Source organism: Pseudomonas sp. PF05, assembly GCF_056521845.1.
Map to the genome: position 1 here is coordinate 14805 of NZ_JBWLPW010000003.1, position 24392 is coordinate 39196.

At 57.6% G+C, this 24392-nt stretch carries 18 protein-coding genes; 9 read left to right on the plus strand and 9 right to left on the minus strand.

Annotation, left to right across the window (positions count from 1 at the left end):
- Nucleotides 1-24 precede the first annotated feature (24 nt).
- From AC09SL_RS07760 to AC09SL_RS07770, 3 genes are all read right to left on the minus strand, one after another.
- On the minus strand, nt 25-519 hold the full coding sequence (locus AC09SL_RS07760; protein ID WP_058545257.1) for a DUF2269 family protein: 495 nt from the start codon (nt 517-519) through the stop codon (nt 25-27).
- A gap of 3 nt (nt 520-522) precedes the next feature.
- The gene (locus tag AC09SL_RS07765) at nt 523-1650 is read right to left on the minus strand and encodes a saccharopine dehydrogenase NADP-binding domain-containing protein (protein WP_058545256.1); all 1128 of its coding nucleotides are present in this window, start codon (nt 1648-1650) and stop codon (nt 523-525) included.
- Between the two features lie 262 nt (nt 1651-1912).
- Complete coding sequence (locus AC09SL_RS07770) at nt 1913-3097, minus strand: XylR family transcriptional regulator (protein WP_058545255.1); 1185 nt, start codon at nt 3095-3097, stop codon at nt 1913-1915.
- 154 nt (nt 3098-3251) lie between these two features.
- Here AC09SL_RS07770 and xylA point away from each other — a divergent pair, with 154 nt between their 5' ends.
- The 4 genes from xylA (at nt 3252) to AC09SL_RS07790 (ending at nt 8531) form a co-directional block, all read left to right on the plus strand.
- Nucleotides 3252-4568: a xylose isomerase gene (gene xylA / locus AC09SL_RS07775; RefSeq protein ID WP_058545254.1), complete on the plus strand. Its 1317-nt coding sequence runs from the start codon at nt 3252-3254 to the stop codon at nt 4566-4568.
- 146 nt (nt 4569-4714) lie between these two features.
- Entirely contained in the window at nt 4715-5716 is a 1002-nt protein-coding gene (gene xylF, locus AC09SL_RS07780) for a D-xylose ABC transporter substrate-binding protein (protein ID WP_058545253.1), read from the plus strand.
- 121 nt (nt 5717-5837) lie between these two features.
- Nucleotides 5838-7394, plus strand: a complete 1557-nt coding sequence (gene xylG / locus AC09SL_RS07785; protein ID WP_058545252.1) for a D-xylose ABC transporter ATP-binding protein — start codon at nt 5838-5840, stop codon at nt 7392-7394.
- Nucleotides 7395-8531: a sugar ABC transporter permease gene (locus AC09SL_RS07790; RefSeq protein WP_058545251.1), complete on the plus strand. Its 1137-nt coding sequence runs from the start codon at nt 7395-7397 to the stop codon at nt 8529-8531. It abuts the gene before it with no gap.
- 10 nt (nt 8532-8541) lie between these two features.
- Here AC09SL_RS07790 and AC09SL_RS07795 read toward each other — a convergent pair whose 3' ends face one another.
- Nucleotides 8542-9150 (minus strand): LysE family translocator, encoded by a 609-nt coding sequence (locus AC09SL_RS07795; protein ID WP_058545250.1) that lies wholly within the window; start codon nt 9148-9150, stop codon nt 8542-8544.
- A gap of 106 nt (nt 9151-9256) precedes the next feature.
- Between AC09SL_RS07795 and gcvA the strand changes: the two genes are divergently transcribed.
- The 5 genes from gcvA (at nt 9257) to AC09SL_RS07820 (ending at nt 13240) form a co-directional block, all read left to right on the plus strand.
- Complete coding sequence (gene gcvA, locus AC09SL_RS07800) at nt 9257-10162, plus strand: transcriptional regulator GcvA (RefSeq protein ID WP_058545249.1); 906 nt, start codon at nt 9257-9259, stop codon at nt 10160-10162.
- Between the two features lie 2 nt (nt 10163-10164).
- Complete coding sequence (locus AC09SL_RS07805) at nt 10165-11304, plus strand: epoxide hydrolase family protein (RefSeq protein WP_058545248.1); 1140 nt, start codon at nt 10165-10167, stop codon at nt 11302-11304.
- Between the two features lie 633 nt (nt 11305-11937).
- Nucleotides 11938-12096, plus strand: a complete 159-nt coding sequence (locus tag AC09SL_RS07810; RefSeq protein WP_193034247.1) for a hypothetical protein — start codon at nt 11938-11940, stop codon at nt 12094-12096.
- A gap of 253 nt (nt 12097-12349) precedes the next feature.
- Nucleotides 12350-12868 carry an isochorismatase family protein gene (locus AC09SL_RS07815; protein ID WP_058542714.1) on the plus strand — a complete coding sequence of 173 codons (519 nt, stop codon included), beginning with the start codon at nt 12350-12352 and terminating at the stop codon, nt 12866-12868.
- Between the two features lie 60 nt (nt 12869-12928).
- Complete coding sequence (locus AC09SL_RS07820; RefSeq protein ID WP_058542715.1) at nt 12929-13240, plus strand: isochorismate lyase; 312 nt, start codon at nt 12929-12931, stop codon at nt 13238-13240.
- A gap of 121 nt (nt 13241-13361) precedes the next feature.
- Here AC09SL_RS07820 and AC09SL_RS07825 read toward each other — a convergent pair whose 3' ends face one another.
- The 5 genes from AC09SL_RS07825 to AC09SL_RS07845 form a co-directional block, all read right to left on the minus strand.
- Nucleotides 13362-14393, minus strand: a complete 1032-nt coding sequence (locus AC09SL_RS07825; RefSeq protein ID WP_058542716.1) for a glycine betaine ABC transporter substrate-binding protein — start codon at nt 14391-14393, stop codon at nt 13362-13364.
- 10 nt (nt 14394-14403) lie between these two features.
- Entirely contained in the window at nt 14404-19779 is a 5376-nt protein-coding gene (locus tag AC09SL_RS07830) for a type I polyketide synthase (protein ID WP_058542717.1), read from the minus strand.
- A gap of 42 nt (nt 19780-19821) precedes the next feature.
- Nucleotides 19822-22854, minus strand: a complete 3033-nt coding sequence (locus tag AC09SL_RS07835) for an AMP-binding protein (RefSeq protein ID WP_058542718.1) — start codon at nt 22852-22854, stop codon at nt 19822-19824.
- Between the two features lie 140 nt (nt 22855-22994).
- Nucleotides 22995-23855 (minus strand): DMT family transporter, encoded by an 861-nt coding sequence (locus tag AC09SL_RS07840; protein ID WP_058542719.1) that lies wholly within the window; start codon nt 23853-23855, stop codon nt 22995-22997.
- A gap of 21 nt (nt 23856-23876) precedes the next feature.
- Nucleotides 23877-24191 (minus strand): ArsR/SmtB family transcription factor, encoded by a 315-nt coding sequence (locus AC09SL_RS07845; protein ID WP_058542720.1) that lies wholly within the window; start codon nt 24189-24191, stop codon nt 23877-23879.
- Nucleotides 24192-24392 lie beyond the last annotated feature (201 nt).

Genomic DNA, 24392 nt, shown 5'->3' on the forward strand with positions numbered 1-24392 from the left:
CAATCCGGTGGAACGGATCGGTACTCAGCCCGTCAGTAGCTCGAACCACTGAGGTGGCGTCATCTTCGTCACCATGATCAGCACAATGACAAACATCCCCAAAAATCCAAAAACGCCCATCCAGAACCATTTTTGATACACGGATGAGTATCGATCATCGAGCGCCCTCCCATCCCCAACCGCGTTCGAAGCCATCACGTATAGCCGCTTCTGGAGCACCAGCACCGGAAGCCAGAGCGCGCCCACGCAAAGAAAGATGATCAACGACGTCATGATCCATGCAGTGGTCAGGGGAAGTCCGGCCAGCCTCAGCAGCAGGTAGCCCGTCCCTATCTGAATAAAGCCCGCCGGCGTGGTAATCCAGGTGTCGAACTGGACGACGGTCCTGGCCACGTGGGCAATAACCTGAGGGTTGGCGGTGCGGCTGGCAGCGATCAGGTAGAGGTAGGACCCCATGCCGAAGCCGAACAGGAAAATGGCAGCAATGATGTGGAGGTACTTCAGGCAAAGATAGAGCATCTGTCAGCCCTGCTCGTCAGAGAAGTGTACAGACAGGCTCAAGTTTTCGGGGTCGTTGATGGCAGCCATGTATTCATCGACGGTAATTTCACCCACGCAGGCCCGAGCACCGGGTGCGGGCAGATACCCTTGGGCGATTTTTGCCGCCAAGGCAACGGCTGCACAGCTGGGAATTTCCGGCCCTTTGTCGTTCATGGCGGTGAGCTGCACGTTCATCGACAGCGGTTCGCCATCGGCACCGATGCCCTGGACGTCGATGTACATTGCGCTTTTGCCATCGCCAAATCGTTCGAACCAGAGTCCCCACCGATGAAGCCTGGCGGCCCAAGGGGCATGGTCACGCACCATCCCCATCCTCATTGCCTGGGCCAGCAGATAGTTGGCAACGCCGCCAAGCTTCAGGCCTGAGCCGGCCTTGAAGCTCAGGGTCTGCGCACCATAGCGGCTGGCGAAGATATCCATGTCCGGCACGTCGACATTGGCCAGTACCCGGGTTCCCATATAGCGCATTCTGCGAAGCGTCAGATCCTGCCATCCCAGGACCTCATGTACCCGGCCACTCCTGAGTTGCTTGATCGGCTTGCCTGCATAGGCCAGAACACCTTCGACGGTGGACAACCCCGGCATCTTGGCCGAAGAGGAAATACCATGCTCGATCGTGTCGATGCGTTTAAAGCGATGCCGCTGCTGATCGATGAGGGCCGCCGAGAGCGTCGGCACTGAGCTGCAACCACTGAGGACCGCGACGCCTGCCTGTTTTGCCCGGGCGTCGAGTGCGCCAATGCCGGTGACGAAGGCTCTGGAATCGGACAGGTCGCAGTAGTTCACGCCCGCGTCGATGCAGCTCTCGGCAACGGCATAGGATTGCCCTTGAAATGGGCCGCCGGTATGGATGACCCATTGGATGTTCATCAAGCCCAGGACAGATTTGAAGCCCGCGCCCAAGGCGTCGCCGCACCAGCTTTCACACACAGTGCCCGATTGAGCGTTCAATTCATCGACTTTGCGCTGCAGTTTTTGGGCGTCGCGCCCCGAAATCACCAACTGTACGCCTGGCATCACCACCAGGTGCCTGGAGACGATACTGCCGAAGTTTCCATACCCGCCGACCACCATGACTCTGAGCGTCATTCCTTCCGTCCCTAAATATTCGATGAAGCCCGCAACCTTGCCACAAGGAAGGCTCGGTGGTGTACCCATTGTGGCGGGAGAGCTTGCTCACGATGGTCTTTGTAGGAGCTGCCGAAGGCTGCGATCTTTTGATCTTGATCTTGATCTTGATCTTTCGCTTTTGACTCAATTGTTTGGGACAAGATCGCAGCCTCGTTGCACTCGACAGCTCCTACAACAGCTCCTACAACAGCTGCTCCTACAACAGCGCCTTCGACAGCTCCTACATCGTCGCATTGGCCCCCTGCTGATACTCCCGAGGGGTGCAGCCGAACTCGCGGCGAAACACGGTGTGCAGGTATTGCGCCGATTTGAAGCCGCAATTCTGGGCGATGTCGGCAATCGGCGCGTCGGTGTTTTCCAGTCCGTTGGCGGCGGCGGCGAGTTTGAAGCGCAGGATTTCGTCGTGGACGCTGCAACCGCGCTCCTTACGAAAGTGCGCTTCCAGCGATGAGCGCGACACTCCCACATAGGCCGCCACCTGGGCCGTCTTGATGCCCTGGCAGGCGTATTGGCGGATGAAGAGCAGCGCCTGCATGACATAAGGGTTGCCCAACGGTTGATGCAGGCTCGATACCTGAACGTTGATCGCATCCGGCGGTATCAGGATCTGCGTGCCCGTGGAAGGCATGCCGTGCAGCATCTGATGGAGCAGGCGCGCGGCGGTGCGGCCCATGGTTTCGGTGCCCTGGATCACCGAGCTCAGCGGCACCCGCGTCAGGCTGCGGGTCAGGGGATCGTTGTCGATGCCGATCAACGCCACTTGCTCGGGCACGGCAATCCCGGCGGTCAGGCAGGCTTGCAGCAGCTGCCGGGCGCGGGCGTCGCTGACGGCGATGATGCCGATGGGTTTGGGCAGGCTTTGCAGCCAGGCGATCTGCTGTTCGACGGCGCTGTCCCACAGCGGTGCGCTGGTGCCCATGCCGCGATAGACCTCGGCGTGCAGGCCGTCGCGCTGCACCAGCCGGCGGAAGGCCTTTTCCCGTTCCTGGGCCCAGCGATTGGCTTGTGCTTCAGGCAGGCTGAAACAGGCAAAACGCGTCAAGCCGGCCTCGATCAGGTGCTCGTAGGCCAACGTCATCAACGCATCATTGTCGGTGGCAACATAGGGAATGCCCTTGGGGTAGGCGCGTTCATCCTGGTAAGAGCCGCCCACCGCCACCACCGGCAGCTTGATCCCGGCCAGCGCCTCGCCGATCAGTGGGTCGTCGAAGTCGGCGATGATCCCGTCGCCCTGCCAGCGCTCGATGCCTTTCAAGCGACAGAGAAAATCCTCCTCGAGGAACAAGTCCCAGGACGCACGCGTGCTGCTCAGGTAATTGCCGATGCCGCTGATGATGCCGCGGTCGTAGATCTTGCTGCCGTTGAACAACAGAGCAATGCGGTGAACGGGCGGGACGGTTTTCATTGGTTTAACCCTGTGCCGGTCGACACAGACTAGGCGTGCAGCCGACGAATCTCAATACTCAAAATCGAACTGCCCATTGGTGATTTTCATAATCAGCAGCCACAGGGCCGGCGTTAGTATCGAGACACCGCCAAGAATAAAAAGGAAATTGCACATGCCGTACTTCCCCGGTGTCGACAAGATTCGCTACGAGGGCTCCAACAGCGATTCACCGCTTGCCTTCCGTCACTACGACGCCAACAAAGTGGTGCTCGGCAAACCCATGCGCGAGCACCTGCGCATGGCGGTCTGCTACTGGCATACCTTTGTCTGGCCGGGGTCGGATGTGTTCGGTGCCGCCACGTTCAAGCGCCCGTGGCAGCACGCTGGGGATCCCATGGAGGTGGCCATCGGCAAGGCCGAAGCGGCCTTCGAGTTCTTCTCCAAGCTGGGCATCGACTACTACTGCTTCCACGACACCGATGTCGCCCCGGAAGGTAACTCGCTGAAGGACTACCGCAACCACTTCGCCCAGATGGTCGATCACCTGGAGCGCCATCAGGAAGAGACCGGGATCAAGCTGTTGTGGGGCACCGCCAATTGCTTCAGCAACCCGCGTTTTGCCGCCGGCGCCGCCAGCAACCCGGACCCGGAGGTGTTTGCCTGCGCCGCCGCCCAAGTGTTCAGCGCCATGAACGCCACCCAGCGTCTCAAAGGCTCCAACTACGTGTTGTGGGGTGGCCGTGAAGGTTATGAAACCCTGCTCAATACCGACTTGAAACGCGAGCGCGAACAGCTGGGTCGTTTCATGCGCATGGTGGTCGAGCACAAGCACAAGCTCGGCTTCAAGGGCGACCTGCTGATCGAGCCCAAGCCCCAGGAGCCGACCAAGCACCAGTACGATTACGACAGCGCCACGGTGTTCGGTTTCCTGCAACAGTTCGGCCTGGAAAACGAGATCAAGGTCAACATCGAAGCCAACCACGCCACCCTGGCCGGGCACAGCTTCCATCACGAGATCGCCACGGCCGTCTCCCTGGGTATTTTCGGCAGCATCGACGCCAACCGTGGCGACCCGCAGAACGGCTGGGACACCGACCAGTTCCCCAACAGCGTCGAGGAAATGACCCTGGCCACCTATGAAATCCTCAAGGCCGGGGGCTTCGGCAATGGCGGGTTCAACTTCGACTCCAAGGTCCGGCGCCAGAGCGTGGACGATATCGACCTGTTCCACGGCCATGTCGCCGCCATGGACGTCCTGGCCCTTGCCCTGGAACGCGCGGCGGCCATGGTGCAGAACGATCAGTTGCAACAGTTCAAGGACCAGCGCTATGCCGGCTGGCAGCAACCGTTTGGCAAAGAGGTACTGGCCGGTAATTTCAGCCTTGAAACACTGGCCGAGCATGCCTTCGAACACGAGCTGAACCCCCAGGCCGTCAGCGGGCGCCAGGAGATGCTCGAGAACGTGGTCAATCGGTTCATCTACCCCTGACAACGGGCAATGGTCGGGGCACAGGGGCTGTTACATTCGCGCGACAAATCTGTGCCCATGGCGCCCTGCAACGCTCTACAGTTCTACCCGGTATCACGCTCATCGTCAGGCAGTGTCTTTCAAACAACAATAAAAGGACGCACCACATGAATACATTCAAACGTACCCTGCTCGCCGGCGCCCTCGCCCTGCTCTCGCTTCCGGTCATGGCCGATGCGGCCCATCCGAAAATCGGTTTCTCCATCGATGACCTGCGCCTGGAACGCTGGTCGCGGGACCGAGACTACTTCGTCGCGGCGGCGGAAAAACTCGACGCCAAGGTCTTCGTCCAGTCCGCCGATGCCAACGAGCAGAAGCAGATCTCGCAGATCGAAAACCTGATCTCCCGCGGCGTCGATGTGATCGTCATCGTGCCATTCAACGCCACCGTGCTGACCAACGCCATCGCCGAAGCCAAGAAGGCCGGGATCAAGGTCGTGTCCTACGACCGACTGATCCTCAACGCCGATATCGACGCCTACATTTCCTTCGATAACGAAAAGGTCGGCGAGATGCAGGCCAGCGGTGTGCTGAAGGCCGCGCCCAAGGGCAACTACTTCCTGCTCGGTGGCGCCCCCACGGACAACAATGCCAAGGTCCTGCGTGAAGGCCAGATGAAGGTGCTGCAACCGGCCATCGACAAGGGTGACATCAAGATCGTCGGCCAGCAGTGGGTGAAGGAATGGAACCCCACCGAAGCCCTGAGCATCGTGGAAAACGCCCTGACCCGCAACGACAACAAAATCGATGGCATCGTCGCCTCCAACGACGCCACCGCCGGCGGCGCCATCCAGGCCCTGGCCGCACAGAAAATGGCCGGCAAGGTGCCGATCTCTGGCCAGGACGCCGACCTCGCAGCGGTCAAGCGCGTAATCGATGGCACCCAGACCATGACCGTCTACAAGCCGCTGAAGCTGATCGCCTCCGAAGCCGCCAAGCTCTCGGTACAACTGGCGCGCAACGAGAAACCCACCTTCAGCTCGCAATACGACAATGGCAGCAAGAAAGTCGACACCATCCTGCTCACCCCTACTGCGTTGACCAAGGACAACATCGACCTGCTGGAAAAGGACGGGTTCTACACCAAGGCGCAGATCGCCGGGCAGTGATTTCTGTGGGAGCGGGCTTGCCCGCTCCCACAGGAACTTTGCCTGACTCTGGCATTAGCGTGAGGCTGGCCCCCCATCCCCACCTGCTGATGTGTGAGCCCTTTTCATATGAGCCCTCGCCATGCCCGACTACCTGCTGCAAATGAACGGTATCGTCAAAACCTTTGGCGGTGTCAAAGCCCTGAACGGCATCGACATCCAGGTCAGGCCGGGTGAGTGTGTCGGCCTGTGCGGTGAAAACGGCGCCGGTAAATCCACGCTGATGAAGGTCCTGTCGGCGGTCTACCCCTACGGCACCTGGGAGGGTGAGATTCTTTGGGACGGCCAGCCGCTCAAGGCGCAATCGATCAGCGAAACCGAAGCCGCCGGAATCGTCATCATTCACCAGGAGCTGACCCTGGTTCCCGACCTGTCGGTGGCTGAAAACATCTTCATGGGCCACGAAATCACGCTTCCCGGCGGACGCATGAACTACCCGGCGATGATCCACCGCGCCGAAGCCCTGATGCGTGAACTCAAAGTACCGGACATGAACGTCTCGCTGCCGGTATCGCAGTACGGCGGTGGCTACCAGCAACTGGTGGAAATCGCCAAGGCGCTGAACAAGCAGGCGCGGCTGTTGATCCTCGATGAGCCCTCCTCGGCCCTGACTCGCTCGGAAATCGAGGTGCTGCTGGACATCATCCGCGACCTCAAGGCCAAGGGCGTCGCCTGCGTCTACATCTCCCATAAACTCGATGAAGTGGCCGCCGTGTGCGACACCATCTCGGTGATCCGCGACGGCAAACACATCGCCACCACCGCTATGACCGACATGGACATCCCGAAGATCATCACCCAGATGGTCGGACGGGAAATGAGCAACCTCTACCCCACCGAACCCCATGACATCGGCGAGGTGATTTTCGAGGCGCGCCACGTCACCTGCTACGACGTCGACAACCCCAGGCGCAAACGGGTCGACGACATTTCATTCGTGCTCAAGCGCGGGGAAATCCTCGGCATCGCCGGACTGGTCGGCGCCGGTCGCACGGAACTGGTCTCGGCGGTGTTCGGCGCCTACCCCGGTCGCTACGAAGGTGAAGTCTGGCTGGACGGCCAGCCCATCGACACGCGCACGCCGCTCAAGTCGATCCGTGCCGGCCTGTGCATGGTTCCCGAAGACCGCAAGCGCCAAGGCATCATTCCAGACCTGGGCGTGGGACAGAACATCACCCTCGCAGTGCTGGACAACTACGCGAAACTGACCCGCATCGATGCCGAAGCCGAACTGAGCAGCATCGACAAGGAGATCTCGCGCATGCACCTCAAGACCGCGAGCCCGCTCCTGCCGATCACCAGCCTCTCCGGTGGCAACCAGCAAAAAGCCGTGCTGGCGAAAATGCTCCTGACCAAACCCCGCGTGCTGATTCTCGATGAACCCACCCGCGGCGTAGACGTCGGCGCCAAGTACGAGATCTACAAGTTGATGGGCGCGCTGGCAGCCGAAGGCGTGTCGATCATCATGGTGTCCTCGGAGCTGGCCGAAGTATTGGGGGTTTCCGACCGCGTGCTGGTGATCGGCGAAGGCCAGTTGCGCGGCGACTTCATCAACCACGAACTGACCCAGGAACAAGTGCTTGCCGCCGCGCTCAGCCATCCCGATGGCCATAACAATAATGATCGGAAGTCCGCGTAGATGAATCAGGTCAAACAACTCTTCAGTCGCTACAAAATGCTCGCCCTGGTGATCGCCGTGGCGATGATCTGGCTGTTCTTCAGCTGGCAGACCGACGGTGGGTTCCTGACCCCGCGCAACCTCTCCAACCTGCTGCGGCAGATGTCCATCACGGGCATTCTCGCCTGCGGCATGGTGCTGGTGATCATCAGCGGCGAGATCGATCTGTCGGTGGGCTCATTGCTTGGGCTGCTGGGTGGCCTGGCGGCGATTCTCGATGTGGTCTATCACATCCCGCTGCTGGCGAACCTGAGCCTGGTAGCCCTGTGCGGCTTGGTAATCGGCTTGGGCAATGGCTACATGACCGCCTACCTGCGCATCCCGTCGTTCATTGTCGGCCTGGGTGGCATGCTCGCGTTTCGCGGCGTCCTGCTGGGGGTGACCGGCGGTACCACCATTGCCCCGGTGTCACCGGAACTGGTCTACGTTGGCCAGGGTTACTTGCCGCACACGGTCGGGACCGGGCTCGGCATCCTGCTGTTTGCCCTGACGCTGTTCCTGACCTGGAAACAGCGACGTAACCGTGCCCTTCATGGCCTGGCGGCCCACTCCCTGGGACGTGACGTATTGCGCGTGGTGGTGATCGGTGCGGTGCTGGGCGGGTTCGTCTATACCCTCAACAGCTACGACGGCATCCCGGTGCCGGTGCTGCTCCTGCTGATCCTGCTGGGCGTATTCAGCTACGTCACCAGCCAGACCGTGTTCGGCCGACGCGTCTATTCGGTGGGCAGCAACATGGAAGCCACGCGCCTGTCCGGCATCAACGTGCAGGCCGTGAAGCTGTGGATCTTCGGCATCATGGGCGTGATGTGCGCCCTCGCCGGCGTGGTCAACACCGCACGCCTGGCCGCCGGGTCCCCCTCTGCCGGCAACATGGGCGAACTCGACGCCATCGCCGCCTGCTTCATCGGCGGCACCTCCATGCGCGGCGGCTCCGGCACCGTTTACGGCGCCCTTCTCGGCGCGCTGGTCATCACCAGCCTGGATAACGGCATGTCCATGCTCGACGTCGACAGTTATTGGCAGATGATCGTCAAAGGCAGCATCCTGGTGCTGGCGGTATGGGTGGATGTGAGTACGCGCACGGGGCGGCGTTGACCTGTACTCGTCACTTGCTGACAGACGCCATCAGCACACCGAAACCCAGGAAGGTGATGCCCGACAGTTTGCCGACAATCCTGGCGCCCTGGGTCGAGGAGAGCCAGCCCCTGGCGCCATTGGCCATGAGCGCATAGCCGCCATGCACCAGTACGACCAGCACGCTATAGGACGACACCAGCAAGAAGAACTGGCTGTAGTAGTCACCCGCCGGCTTGATGAACTGGGGAAACACAGCCAGGAAGAAAAACCCGGCCTTGGGATTGAGCAACTGGATCGACAACGCCTCGACGAATCGCCGCCACGGGCGCGGCGACGTGGCCTGGAGTTCGGGAATAAAGCGCTGGGTACGCCACATCTTGATGCCCAGGTACAGCAAGTACAGGGCGCCGATGTATTTGAGCACCGTGAAGGCCGTCGCCGAGGCGGCCAGGATCAACCCCAAGCTGCTGGCGCAAATACCCGCCACGATAAACGCGCCCGACGCGATCCCGAAGATACCCGGCAACGCACCGCGCCAGCCATGGCGCAAGGCGTTGGTAATCGTCAGCACTACGCCGGGGCCCGGGCTGAGCACCGTCAGGGTCGCCAGGATCAGAAAAAGTCCGTAACCGGCCATGCATCACTCCACATTCAGGGCAAATTGCTGTGGCCTTCAGGGTGGCGTGGCACCGGGACGCTGACAAACGCTTTAATTGCACCGCCTATGTGACTAAATTAGACACATGATCGCCAACCTCCCCCCGTTGAACGCCGTCCGCGCCTTCGCCGCTGCCGCTCGCCACCAGAGTTTCAGCCGCGCCGCCGAAGAACTGCACGTCAGCCACAGCGCCGTCAGCCGCCACGTAAAGTTGCTCGAAGAGCGCTTGGGCGTGCTGCTGTTCGAACGTCGAGTCCGGCAGTCCGTGCTCACGCCCGCCGGCCGGGCTTTCTACGAAGAGGTCAGCGAGGCACTGACCCAGATCGCCAACGCCGCCACTGCACTGACCCGCAGTGCTGCCCAGCGCAAAGTGACCATCAACGTGCGCCCCTCCTTCGCAGTGCGTTGGCTGATCCCGCGACTGCCCGACTTCATGGCGCTCCATCCAGACATCAAGCCCGACGTCGTCACCAGCACGCGGCCTCCCGATCCATCACGGGAAACGTTCGACGTGGTCATCCGTCGCGGGCATAGCGGCTGGTCGCCGCATGTGCAGCCCATGGTATTGCTGGAAGACGACCTGCTGCTGGTCGCCGCACCGTCGTTGCTGCAAAGCGTGCCATTGCAAAACATCCACGACCTGGCCCGGCACACCTTGTTGTCGGGCAGGACGCGCAGCAGCGATTGGCAAGACTGGGTGGAGCACGCAGGGATCGATCCATTGAACCACCCGCCGACCCTGCAATTCGATCACATGCACCTTGTGCTGCAGGCCGCCGTCGATGGGCTGGGCGTGGCGTTGTGTCCGGCTTCGCTGCTGGGCAGGGATTTGTCCAACGGGCGCCTGACCTGTCCGTTGCCGGCGTTGCGCCTGCCGTTAGCCCGCTATTACTACGGGGTGTCCGGGAATGCGGTGGCTGAGACGCAGGTTTTTGTTGATTGGTTGTTTTCTCAGATCCAGCCGCCAGCCACCGCTCAACCGAAGGCGTAATCATGCTCATCGAACCTTTCTCCATCAACATCCCTGACAGCGCTCTTGAAGACCTTCGACACCGCCTGTCGAACACGAGGCTGCCTGAGCCCTTGGCCGACCAAGGCTGGAGCGAAGGCATGGACATGGATGTGCTTCGGGAGCTTCTGGCCTATTGGTCGAACACGTTCGATTGGCGTGGCCAGGAAGCCGCGCTGAATCGCCTGCCGCAGTTTGTCAGCCACATCGGCGGGCAAAGGGTCCACTTCATTCATCAACGTGGCGTCGGGCCGAATCCGATGCCATTGATCCTCACCCATGGTTGGCCCGGCTCGTTCATCGAGATGCAGCGCATCATCCCATTGCTGACGGACCCGGCCCGCCATGGCGGCGATCCTGCGGACGCCTTCGATGTGGTGGTGCCGTCGCTGCCCGGCTACACCTTTTCCGCACCGTTCCAGCAATCCGGCATGGGGCCTTATGAGGTCGCCGGTTTATGGGCCGAGTTGATGACGGGGTTAGGCTATGACCGGTTTGGCGCCCAGGGTGGGGACATTGGTGCTGGCGTGTCGACGTGGCTGGGCGTGCGCTTTGCCGAGCGGGTAACGGGCATTCACCTCAATTACATCCCGGGTTCCTATCGCCCTCCCCTTGGCGAAACCGAACCCGCGCCGACCGAGGCAGAAACCGCCTTCCTGCAACGCGCCGGGGCCTTTGCCGATGCCGAAGGCGCCTATGGGCACATCCAGCGAACCAAACCGCAAAGCCTGGCCGTGGGCTTGAATGATTCACCGGCGGGACTCTTGGCGTGGATGGGGGAAAAAATCCTGTCCTGGTGCGATACCCAACCCGCCATCGATCGTGACTGGCTGCTGACCAACGTCACGCTGTACTGGCTGACGAACTGCATCGGCTCGTCGTTTCGCCAATACGTTGAAGGTAGCAAGCGGCCGTTGCTGTTCAACCACGGCGAACGGGTGAAGCCCCCGGTGGGTGTCGCGCTGTTTCCCAAGGAACTGCCCCTGCCGCCGAGGAGCTGGGTGGAGCGCTGCTGCGAGGTGAAGCGCTGGACCGAGATGCCTCGGGGCGGTCATTTTGCCGCGTTGGAGCAGCCGGAGTTGTTGGCGGAGGATATCAGGGCTTTTTTTCGCGGCTGTCGCTAGAAAAATCTGAAAATACTCGCCGCAAGCCTCCTGGGGGAGCACGGTTCCTGTGGGAGCAAGGCTTGCCCGCGATGAAGACGACGCGGTCTTCCGGGGAACCGAGGTGCCTGCATCGCGAGCAAGCTTTGCTCCCACAGCAAGCCGTACACTCCAGTGGTAGCGGCAAGAAGCGCTCCGAAAATCTCGTAGGAATTTACCTCTGTGGCGAGGGGATTTATCCCCGCTGGGCTGCGAAGCGGCCCCAAACCAGGCACCTCTTTTCGCCAGGTACTCCGCTGGTACCGGTTTTACGACTGCTGCGCAGCCGAGCGGGAGCAAGCTCCCTCGCCACAGGGGACGGGGGCGTCCTACAGGTCGGTTGTGGGTGCCGGGATCGACTTCTATAGTTGGGTCGTCGCTGGCTTTGGCCGGTGGCTGGGTTTCGCAGCCCTCGATGAAAAAGATCTAATACCGTCAAATGAAATTCAGGCAAACTTGCCCGCGTTCATTTTATGGCGGTTGTGCGCGGGAGACTTTCGGGTCTGCCGAGTTTTTGGATTCTTTCCTCGGTCTGCGAACCCTCGCGCAACTGCCACCCATTTGATTCGCAGCAAAAAGGTGGCATTTCTTCTTTCTTAAAAGGAATTCAACCTCATGACAACTCACTCATCCAGCCGCTTCACCCCTCTCACCCAAACCGCCACCACCCACCCCGTCCTGCTGATCGACACCCTCACCAACGTCGCCCGGATCCTGGTGCAGGATGTGGCGGATGTGTTTGGCGTGATCGAACAGCGCGGCCTCGAAGACTAGCCAGCCTCTGTCCCTTGGTCCAAACAGGGGCCGTATACATCTGCGCAAGCAAGACTTGCCAGGCTGGATTGCCTACAGGTACTGTCAGGCCATGAATCTTTCTCAGATCGCCTCGACCACCACAACCACGACCGCCAAGGCGGGTCGTGAGGTGTCGTGAGCCAATAACACACGCATCTCAAAGGCCCGCCAGCGATGGTAAGGGCCTTTTCTTTTGCCTTTGCGTCACTGGCCCAAACGCAAGGAAAGCACCATGCACGCGCTGTTGATTCTCGATATGCAAGTTGGGTCGTTTCACGGCCCGGATAAACCCTGGGCTGGCGAAGCGTTGCTGGACACATTGAATGGCTTGCTGTTCAAGGCCCGGAGGGCTGGCGCACCGATTTTCCTGGCTCGCCACGTAGGCCCGCCTGGCTCGCCCATCGAGCCTGCAAGCCCGCTGACGCAACTGGTGCAGGAACTGCAGTTGGAAGGTGATGAAGTCATCTTCGAAAAAAATCGCCCCAACGCCTTCACCCTGACGGGCCTGGAAGAGCGGCTAAAGGTTTGTAACGCTGAAGGCCTGGTCATCGCCGGTATGAAAACCCAGTATTGTATCGACAGCACATGCCGAGCCGCCCGGGACCTGGGGTTCGACGCGGTCCTGATCGCCGACGGTCATACCTGTTCCGACACGCCTGAATTGAAGGCAGAAATGATCGTCGCCCATCACAACGCAACCCTGGCAGGCGCCTTCTGTCGTGTCGTTCGCGCTGAGGACTGGTGCTTCTAAACTCCATCAGAAGATCGGCTCACGTTGGGCCGGTCTTGTTCAACAAGCGGAGCTCACAGCATGGACCCGTTGCAACCCTCGCAATGCACAAACATGGAGGACATCCGACGCGAAATCGATGCCCTCGACCAGGCCGTCATCACGCTGCTGGGCAAGCGTTTTCAATACGTGCTCGCGGCCTCGAAGTTCAAGACATCAGCCACTTCGGTGCAGGCACCGGAGCGTTTCAAAGCCATGTTGGCGACACGACGCGCATGGGCCGAGGCCGAAGGCCTGAGCCCGGATGCCATCGAAAAAATGTACAGCGACCTGGTGCATCACTTCATTGCCGAAGAAATGAAACACTGGACGGCCCAGCAATCCGACACCTGATCGTCCCCCCATGGAGTTGCGAAGCGGCCTCAAACCAGCCACCCCGCTTCGCCAAACACACCACATGCACTGCTTTTACAGCCTTATCGCGGGGACAAAGCGCTCGGCCGTACCTGGATGCTTACAGCGTCTCGGAAACTTTCTTGAACACCTCTTCAGGCACCCACCCCTTCCAATCAGCAGTATGGTTGCGCAAGTAATAACGCGCCGTTTGCTCGGGGGTTTCTTTGTTGGAGACCATTCGTGTTGCCAGCGTCCGGATGGTATCGGTACCAACGAACATCGACTTCAAGAAAGGGATGACTGCCTGATGCTCTTTGGCGAATTTAGCTGACGTATATTTATTGAGGGCGATATCTGCGTATGCGCACGCTTGTCGACTCCCGACGCCCTCCTTGAACTGGGCAAGGCTATCGCTGATGGCGTCCCAGCAGGCTTCGCTGTAGGTAGGCTCCTCAAGGCGTGTAAGGGCCAGTTCACCCATCAGAGGGCTAGGGTCCCAGTAATAGGTCATGAAGGGCTGGCCCTTCTCGTAAGCTGAAATAATCGCGGCGTTGAGCGCTGACTCAGACTTGAGTTCCACTGGCGTAAAAGAGCGATCCACCCCGTAAGTGGCCATTTTGATCAGGTTGATTTCCCGACACGCCCAACTACTGATGCAGTTTAACCAAGTGGCCTTGCCTGATCCCGATGCGCGCTTGAATACCTCAGCATACTTGGGAAGGTCTTCGACACGTTTCAGATCAGGGGTCGTAGGTTTGATTCCACGCTTGGCATCGCCCTTGATCATGTATGTGGGCACATAGAATGCCTGCGTGAGACGCTCATAAGTGGGACCGAAATCGAGGATGGCTTTTTTTGCCCTCTGATCCTCGACCCACTGAGGCATCAGCGACGTAAACATCTCCATATTGATGTCGATGTCGCCCGTTTCCATCGCTTTTTGCATTTGCGCGATATCAAGACTTACCGACTCTACGTTCATGCCGTATCCATGCTTGAGGATGTACATGGCGATATGGTTGTCGATCTGGATATTTTCCCAGCCACCGTCGTAGAACCGGATCGAGCGAGCGTCAGATGACGCGAACGCCAAGTGAGCGGTCAGGCTTAGAACGAAACACAGTGCAGTACGTACGAAAAATGAAGGCATTTGAACTCTCCTATTGATAGACGGTTTCTGCTGAGTGGCTGTTTTTTGAATTGGAGGAAGTGGCGAGGGTTTCCACCACGATACTGGCTATCAGATCGCGCTGCCCTTCCACGAAGTAATGGTCCCCCGCACAGAACACCGACTTGAACGCATGAGTCGTATGCTCACGCCAGCCGGTGATGTGAACGCCCGTGGCGTAAGGGTCGATACGCCCTCCAATCGAGGTAATGGGGACCTCGAGACGGGGGCTGGCTTCGTACAGATAGGTATTATTTATTTCATAGTCAGCCTTGATGATGGGAAGCATCAAATCACGCATTTCAGCGTCATCGAACAGTGCTTGATTGTTGGCAAAATTCATTTCCTTGAGCATCGCAATGAGCTCGCCGTCATCGCTCACCGCGGGCTCACGATCCGACTCATAGTTGAACTGCAGTACATCGGAAGCGAATTGATGCTCGTTGTAAAAGTGCGGTGCCCGACTCCCTGCGAAAATCAAATGTGTCGGATGCAGGTTATGTACATTGACCAGGCGTTGAGCCACCTCGAATGCCTGTACACCGCCCAAGCACAGACCAAAGAATGCGAACGGCCGGTCTAGATAGGGGATCAGATCAGGTGTCAGTTTTGTCACCAGTTCTTCCATGCGGGTGTAAGATTTTTCCCTCAGTCGTGCATTACGACCGGGCAGTTGCAGTAAGCAAAGCTCGATATGATTGGGCAACCGGCCCGCCCAATCCTTGAATACCGCGGGCCCGCCGCCTGCATAGGGAAAGCAAAACAAGCGAAGCGTTGCTTCCGGTCTAGGGATTGGGATAACCACACAGTCCGATGTCTGCACTGCTTGCGGCTCAGGAGGGCTACTGCTTGCTCGCTCGGTTGGGTTGCATTGACGGACCGCCTCAAGCTGCTCAAGTACGAAGTCGTTGATGTCGCTGAGGGTGGCACCGACGATAAGCCTGTCCAGGGGAAAGTTAATACCGAGCTTTTTTAGGCTGTTGCGAAATTCAACGGTCATCAACGAATCAAAGCCCATCATTGTGAGCGACTTGTCCACTGGACTTGCGTCGGCATCGAGACTGCCTGCAACCCGGGCCGCAACAGACATCAACTTGCTCCGGATGAATGCCTGTCGTTGCTCGTCATCCAGCAACAACACAGCCTCGAGAAAGGGAACGGTGTCGCGCTCCACGATTGCTTTGTCTGCTGAGTGTTGCGCATCAATAAGCGATAGGTACGGCCAATCGCTGGATTGTAAATGCGCCTTATAGGGCGCCCAGTCGATCGGTGCTATACCGACGACACCTTGTGCACCCAGGTTGTCCCACAACTTTTGCAGGCCGACTTTCGCAGTAATGTAATTGATGCCTAACGTCGACAGACGCGTCTTGAACACCTTATCGACCCGACTGGCCATGCCCTCGGATGACCAAGGTCCCCACGCGATGCTTAAACCAGGTAATCCCGAACCTGCGCGGTTTTCCATGATGGCGTCCATCGCGCTGTTGGCCGCAACATAGTTCGCCTGGCCCTTGAACCCCAGCGACGCGCTAATTGACGAGAAGCCTACGAAAAAGTCCAGCGACTGGGCGCGGGTGACATGGTCCAGCACCTGGGTGCCCTGCAGCTTCGGCGACAAGACATGCCTGAGAGAGGATGTGCTCAATTTCGAGAGGACAGCATCTTCAACAGTCCCCGCCAACTGCAGCACACCTCGTAGCGGCCATTGCAGAGCACCTATATACGACATCAGCGGCTCAACAGCCTCACGGGATGCGATATCCATAGTGAGATAGTCGATTTCCACGCCCTGGCGTCTAAACGTTTCCAGCACGGTCGAGCCAGTCGCTTCCAGCGATTTGCGTCCGACCACCGCCAAATGACGGGCCCCCTTTTCCACTAACCATGCAAGGACCTCGCGCCCTAGCCCACCCAGCCCACCGGCGACCAAATAGGTCGCATCCGGACTTAGCGCCATAGGCCTCGATTTAGCTGGCGACACCTCTATGAGTCGAGGCACATGAACGCTGGAATGACGAATAGCGAATTGATCTTCCTGCCCGTTTGCAAGAATCAATTGCGATGCCAGAAGCAGATCGGCACCGACATCCTCGATGCTCGGTGGCAAGTCTATGAAACCGCCCCAAACAGCCGGCTCTTCCTGCGCGATCACTTTGGACAGCCCCCAAAGTGTGGCCTGCGAAACGTTGATCGATGAAGCAGCGGAACTCACGTTTACCGCTGCACGCGTTACGATCCAAAGCCTGGCAGCCTCTGGTCTGGAGCTGGTCGTCAGCGCTTGCAACGTGGCCAACACGCTATAGAGACCGGCATTCAGGGCACCAAGGTCTTCATTATCCAAGGGATGGTTGTCTGCGGACCGTTGCTCGGTCCCACCGAGGTGAACAACGCCTCTGAGCGGGTTGCGCGCTGAAATGGGCAGTGTTCGAAACACCTCGTTTATATCCGAGGGGGAGTCGGACCTGATGTGCCAGATATTGGCGCTGATCCGGCAGCAATCGGTCGCGAATATAGCGCGAACAAAGTGTTCGTCACGAATTGACAGGCCATTGCGGATACCCTGGACGAGTTCACTCGTCCCTCCAATGAACAGCCAGACCCCGGTGACGTTCTGGTCGTCATGGGTTACTTGAGCTTTGATGGGGTGCTGCACCCAGTCCACGGCCGTCATCCACTGAGGCTTTGCCGAAACGCGAGGGCCTATCCAATGGGGCACCCGCTGAAATGGGTAGCTTGGCGTGTCTACGCGCGTCGCCGTCGCCCCCTCTAAAAGGACCTCCCAGTCAAGTTCAATCCCGGCCTCGAACAAGCGCCCCGCGCTTTCCAGCATTTGTTCGCGATCAGCGACCTTGCTGTTCAGACTCGTTATCCAGGTGGTCTGGTCGGCGTCATCAGGTTGCAGGCATGCCGCTCCAATCGTCGACAACACCGCCTTTGGCCCGATCTCCAGAAAAGTCCGGCCACCTATTTCGAATGCGCTCTGGATGCAGTCCATGAAGCGTACCGGCTGGCGAACATGGTCAAGCCAATGCTCCGACGTCATTAGGTGCTCTTTGGTTATCTCCCCGCTGACGTTGCTGATCAGTGGATAGCGGGGTGCCGACATTCTGGTGCGCCCCAGAACGCTGGCAAAGGGCTGGAGTATCGGTTCCATCAGTTCGGAATGAAACGCATGGGAGACATTCAGGCGCGTGTACTTGGTACCCAGGGTGTCGAGCACTGAGTAGAGTCTGCTCAACTCGCTCAGGGCGCCGGAAACCACTACGTTGCCAGGGGCGTTGACGGCTGCGATGCTCAGATCAATGGCATGCTGAGCCAGCAACTTGCGCACCTCGTCGTGGCTCAGCGAGACGGCGGACATTCCGCCATCCAAGGGGAGCGCCTGCATGAGGCGCCCACGCTCGGCGACCAGGGTCATACCGTCCTCAAGACTGAACACACCCGCCACACAAGCCGCCGAAAATTCACCGAGACTGTGCCCAAGCAAAATATCGGGGACAACGCCAACGTTCAGCCAAACCTGTGCAAGGGAATACTCCAACGCAAACAAGGCAGGTTGCGCATAGCGTGTCTGATCTATAAGCCCAGCTTCATCGCCTGGTGCAGGAAAAAGGATCGTGCGCAGGGATATTCCCATGCAGGTTTGCGCGATAGCATCGCAACGATCAATAGAGGTTCGAAACACCTCGTTATGCTGGTAGAGATCTTTGCCCATGTCTGGAAATTGAGCACCTTGCCCCGTGAACACGAAAACCAGCCCGGTCTCCTTGGCAGGGTCGACCCAGTGAATATCTTTGTCTTGCTGTTGGAGTTTTGTCAGAAGGGTTTCTGGCTGGCGGGCCGACACGGCGTATCGAAAAGGGAACTCTGCCCGTCCGGCACGGGCGCTGTAACAGATATCGCGCAGCGACGACACAGCCGGGCGTTCGAGCCATTCGCGGTACTGGTTGATGAGGTCCGCCAGGGCGTCACGATCCTTCGCGCAAAGAGCCAGAAGGTAGGGGCTGCCGGACTCAGTCAGCGAATGCGCCGATGTCAGGGGGGCCTCCTCAAGAACGACATGAGCATTCGTACCGCCCACCCCAAAGGAGCTGACGCCTGCGCGGCGGGGTGAATCGGTGGTCGGCCATGGGAGGGTTTTGGCGCTGATAAAGAACGGACTGCCGTCAAGATGGATGTCTTTATTGGCGCTCTTGAAGTGCAGCGTGGCGGGAATTGTCCGGTGCTTGAGCGCCAACACAGTCTTGATAAAACCCGCCACGCCAGCTGCTGCGATGAGATGACCGATGTTGGTTTTCACCGAACCCAATGCACAGGTGTTTGCCTTGGCACCGTGCTGTGTAAACACGTCCATCAGCGCTTTGAATTCTATCGGATCGCCTAATGGGGTGCCTGTACCATGAGTCTCTACAAAGTCGAGAGTCGCAGCGCTTACCTCCGCATTCTCAAGTGCCCGTTCAATGACTTGAGCTTGTCCTTGGGAGCTGGGGGCGGCAAAGCTGACTTTCTTGGAACCGTCGTTATTGATGGCCGATCCCTTAATTACAGCCTGAATGGGATCACCCGCTTCCAGTGCATCACTAAGCCTCTTGAGAGTGACCAGTGCGGCGCCACTTCCAAAGACCGTGCCCTGCGCCGCGCAATCGAACGCCCGACAATGTCCATCTGGCGATTGGATCATCCCCTCTTGGTAGACATAACCCTGGGCATGGGGCACCAGAACGGTCACGCCCCCGGCCAATGCAACATCGCACTCGCCCAGGAGTAAGCTTTGGCACGCCATATGAATCGAGACCAACGAAGTCGAGCATGCCGTCTGGATGTTTAGACCGGGACCACGCAACCCCAATTTATAAGCAATCCGTGTCGACAGGTAATCCTTATCGTTACCCAACAAATTCATGAAACCGGCGCTGCTGTCCAAAAAGCCGGTTTCGCAGACGTCCTCCTCCCCCATAACATTGGTGTGAAGGTAACCGTTGTTACCTGCGCCAGCGAACACGCCAATGTTCAACGCCTCACGGTCCTTGCTAAATCCCGCAGCGTCCAACGCCTCCCAGGCACACTCAAGTAACAGTCGGTGCTGGGGGTCGGTAATCGCTGCCTCGCGTGCTGACATTTCGAAAAAACCAGCATCGAACCGATCGACATTATTCAGACGCGCCGCCATGGCAACGTAGTCTTCCCGATTGGCCCGTTCAGCCGGAACACCCGCTTCCAGCAAGGAGCCCAGAGAAACAGGCTCAATGGACTCGTGACCCGCTGTTAAGTTTTCCCAGAATTGCTCGATGGAGTCGGCGCCCGGGAATCGGCAAGCCATGGAAATAACGGCAATCTCATTTCCGTGATATCTGATCTCGCTCATCCTGTTCTCTCCCAAATTGATGGTGACTTAGCCGCGCGGCGCCTATAGCTGCTTCTGGCGTTTACGAGCCGCTGATTTAATGGCTGCGTTCCTGCGGCTCATACTGGAAGAAGGGCCCAACTTCGAGGGCGAGGCGTCATCCAACCCCAGCTTTCTGCCAATCAAACGCGTTTGAGCGTCGATGCTGTTTTCTTCAAAAAGCTCAGTGACTTGAAGGTTCAAACCGAAGGCATCGTTCAACGTCCTGGTCAGGTTTACGATGAGCAGAGAGGAACCTCCCTGGGCAAAAAAACTTCGCATGGGATGTACCGAAGGGGTCATCAGGATGTCGGACCATATTCGCGTCAGGCGCTGTTTTACCGACAACGGTTGATCGTCTGCTTGTGATGGTCTGGGTTGGACGTGAGGCGCTAGCCGCTCGAGCGCTGCGACATCCAGCTTTCCGTTGAACGTGAGCGGGAAACGCTCCAGGAAAACAAAATGGGCGGGAATCATGTACGAGGGAACATGGGTTCGGAGGGAGTCTTTGAGTTTCTCAATGACATCTTGCCGGATAGCGAGGTCGTCGATTTCCCTGACAAAGGCTTGCTCAACCCGCGCGCTACCCACGGCAGGGCGAGGTTCGAAAGTGGGGTCCAAGCTGTTATGCGGCCCCACGAATACATCCATCGTTCCTGCGGGGAGACTATCGTTCCAGCGCACCCTGGCTTGACGATGGCGGCTGGAGGCCCAGCGGCGAAAGTATTCGGGGTCGTAAGCTTCGTCTGGGATGATTGAGGGAGCGTTTCGGGAAAGCTGCAGGTCCAGGCTGATTCTAGCGTTTGGAACACCTGTAAGCACAAACGCCGAAGGGGCGGATGCCAACCATTGACTCAGGTCTTGCTCGTATAGACGCTCATGTTGATACGAGTAGCGTGTAACCGGTTCTACGATTGTTCGGTCATCCGTGTCGAGCCTTATGATGACGTCGTAACGATAACGAGTCATTTCATCGCTACCTTGCCCTGCTCGCAACTCGGTCTCTACGTTGACGATTCGCTCAAGCGTGTAGGCCACTTGCTTGATTTGCAAAGGATCGAGCCACAACTCCCCTTCTCCGATCATGGGGAGTGCACGCTGCAACTTTTTTCGGGTACGACTCGCGGCAGCGGACAGGACGTGTTTCAGAGACTCGTAGGGAACATCTCCGATCACAATCACGCCGCCGTCTTTGCACAACGTGCATGCTTTTTGAAGCACATCGACAAGGTAATCAATGCCTGGGAAGTACTGAATGACGGAGTTCAGAAGTACGACGTCGAAAGGTGCCTCACCCAGCGCATCAAGCTCATGAGCCGCCATTTTTACCAGCGCAAATGAGGCTGTATTGCTACCGGCCGCCTCCAGCCGTCGTCGCGCGGACTCAATCGCCGCTTCAGAAGCATCGCAGCCGACATAACGCCGAACGCCTCTTTCCAGCAGCGCGGCTCCAGTCATCCCGATACCGCAGCCTACATCCAGCACTGAATGGTCTGAGAAAGCCAGAACACGAGAAGCTGTCGCCTGCACCCATTCACGCAGATCGCTGTCCGGGATCAACTCGCCGGAGAAACTTGAGGTGTAACCACTTTCGGCACTGGCGATCTCATTTTTCTGCGCCGACAGATAAGCCGCTTCCCACACGTCGAGCCAGACCCCGGCATCCGCATCGCGCTGCTGCCCCAACACTTTATTATCCAGCACGACATAGGCTGCCAGCCTGTGGTCATCATGAGCGTGTTCCACAAGCGTGACGACCGATTGGCTGACGAGGCCGGACTTATAAAGGGCGGCCTCGACCTCGCCCGGCTCGATACGGTAACCGTTCAACTTCAGTTGGCGGTCTTTACGTCCGATGAAAACCAGGGAGTTATCGGGCTGGCGTCGAACCCGATCGCCGGTGTAGTAAGCCACTGAAGTGCTGCTCTTTGCTTCAGTTGTTTGAAATTTCTCCAGCGTCAGATCGTCCCGATTGAAATAACCGGCACTGACCCCAGGCCCTTCAATCACCAGTTCGGACTCTAAAGGGTCATTTGACGGACACAATCGATAGTGAGTGCCAGGCAACGGCTGGCCTATGGGGACACTTGTGGCAGAACCGGTAAAGTCGTCGGCCTGCAATCTGTGACAGAAAGACCAAATCGTTGTTTCTGTCGGTCCATAAAGGTTCCATGCCGCCCGCGCCGACTGAAAGATCTTCTTACCCAGATCGACGGGTAATGTTTCACCGCCACACAGCGCTCCGACGGCGCAGGTGCGGGGCCACCCTGCTGCTATCAGCAGTCTCCAGGTGGCTGGGGTGGCTTGAAGCAGCGCACGGTCACATTGATCAAGTAATTTCGCGATCGCCTGTCCGTCCCTGGCCTGTTGCTCACTGGCCAAGTACAGCGTTCCACCTTGAGCCAAGGGCAGAAAAAATTCCAGGATGGAAATATCAAAGCCGTAGGTCGTCGTGGAAACCAGCGCGCCCCATGCCGAAAAATTGATCACCTCATTGATCGCAGATAAAAAATAGGCAAGATTTTGCCGACGGACCATCACGCCCTTGGGGAGACCCGTTGAGCCTGAAGTGAACAGCATATAGGCAAGCGAAACATCATCGATAACGGGGTCAAAGGGCAGCGTCGAATCGCTCCAATCGACGTCCTCGATATTTAAAAAAGCGTCCACCGGCCATCGTGAAAGATCAACAGATTGAGGTTTAATCACGGCATCGAGGTTGGCGAGCGAGGCTATAAGCTCATTACGCTGTAATGGCGAATCCGGGGGGAGCGGAACAAAGATTGCCCCTATCGACAGTACCGCAGTCAGCGCGACGATCAGATCAGGCTCCCGGGGCAAGTAAATCCCAATCTTGCTCCCCAATCCAAAGCCTTCGCGGGCAAGGTGTTTGGCGAGTGCCTTTCTTCGGTTTGAAAGTTCAGCGTAGGTAATCGGCTGTCCTCGAGACATTATTGCTGTTTTCTCGGGGTGCTGATTCGCCCATGTATCGATTCTGGCAACAAGGTCCAGTGAAACGGGTGAGTAATTAACGGGGGGTATTGGCGGCTGCATCATTCCAAGAACTCCTTCTACCGTGATCGGTACATAGAATCTAAATGGGTTATGCATGCAGTACTAAATGACTACCTGATGCATTCAGCACAACAATATTAGTCATTCCTTAAAGCGAGGAGCGGAAAATGGGTAAATTCCGATTATTTGTAACTTAGTAAAAACACGCCAACAAGAACAGTACCTATCCCAACCTTCTGCACCACCGTCGTTATCTCTCTGTAGATCACGATAGCTAGCAACACAGTTACACCGGAGTATACCGAACTGATAGGCGTCACTAACGATAGATCACCCACCTTGGAGGCGAATATATAAAACACCCAGCCTGCATTGACTAACAAAGAGTGCGCAAAGAAAATCCACCCGCGACGCTGAGTTACGTCGCCTTTTTCCAGCTTGCCGTTCCTGATCAGCGCCAATGAAGTAAAAAGAACAGCCTGAGTTAATGCCGAATAAAAGAAAGCATTCGTGACATCAAGTGTTTTTGCGGAAAAACCAAGAATAAAAAAGGCCACACCAAAGCCGGCCATGGCCAAGATAGCTTGGAGGAACCCTTGCGAGCCGCCACGCAGTGAGCGGAAGATATTGCCGGATGTCATGACAATACCAATAAAAATAATAGATACGGCAGTCCAGGCAGCCGGGGCCAACCTTTCTTGTAGAAAAATGATGGAGAAAAGGATAGTGACCAAGCTATAGGTAGAAGCAATCGGAGAAACCAAGGACAAGTTTCCGACTTCACACCCTCGCATGTAGAAATAATACCCTGATACGTAGGCGGCAGAGCTGCAGGTTATGATCAACACGGCACTGGTGTCGAACCTGAGCTGGTGTGACATGATCAAATATGCCCCCAAGAGGGAGGCCACAGCAAAGGTAAATATATTGCGAACCAGCATTGTTTTTGCGGTACCTAACTGGCGAATCATCAGGCTTTGAATAAAGTCTGAAATCCCCCAGCACAACATAACCATCAGTCCGCCAAAAACTCCGCCATCCATACCGGAAAAACTCCATCTCCATTAGACTTGCTGCGTCAGCCAAGCCTTGTATTCATCGATTGCAGTTTCATCTCTTGAATAAAATGCCCATTTGCCAATTTTGTTCACACGCAAAAAGCCTGCTTGTTTCAATAGATCCAAGTGCCTGCTCACAGTTGGCTGGCTCATGCCGAGTTTTTCAGTAATCAACGTTACGCACACGCCGATCAACGCTGGATCACCGGTAACTTGATGAGAGAAGTGCGCACGAGGCTCCTTAAGCCATTGAAGGATTAAGATTCGAGGTTCACCCGCAAACGCTTTGGATTGCTCTATGTATTTATCGTGTGGCTTCATCCTATCCTCATATAGCTAAATGTCAATGCGTTTTTTTAGATTGATGTGAATCGTTCACGATTATCTTATAACTTTGCTTCTTCAGGCGAACCAAGGCATACGGAGACGAATGGAGAAGATCGGGGACTATCCATCAGCAAAGTGCCATCATGCCCTTCAGGCACTACAACGCCAAGGACTTATGATGCATGACGCCTAGAT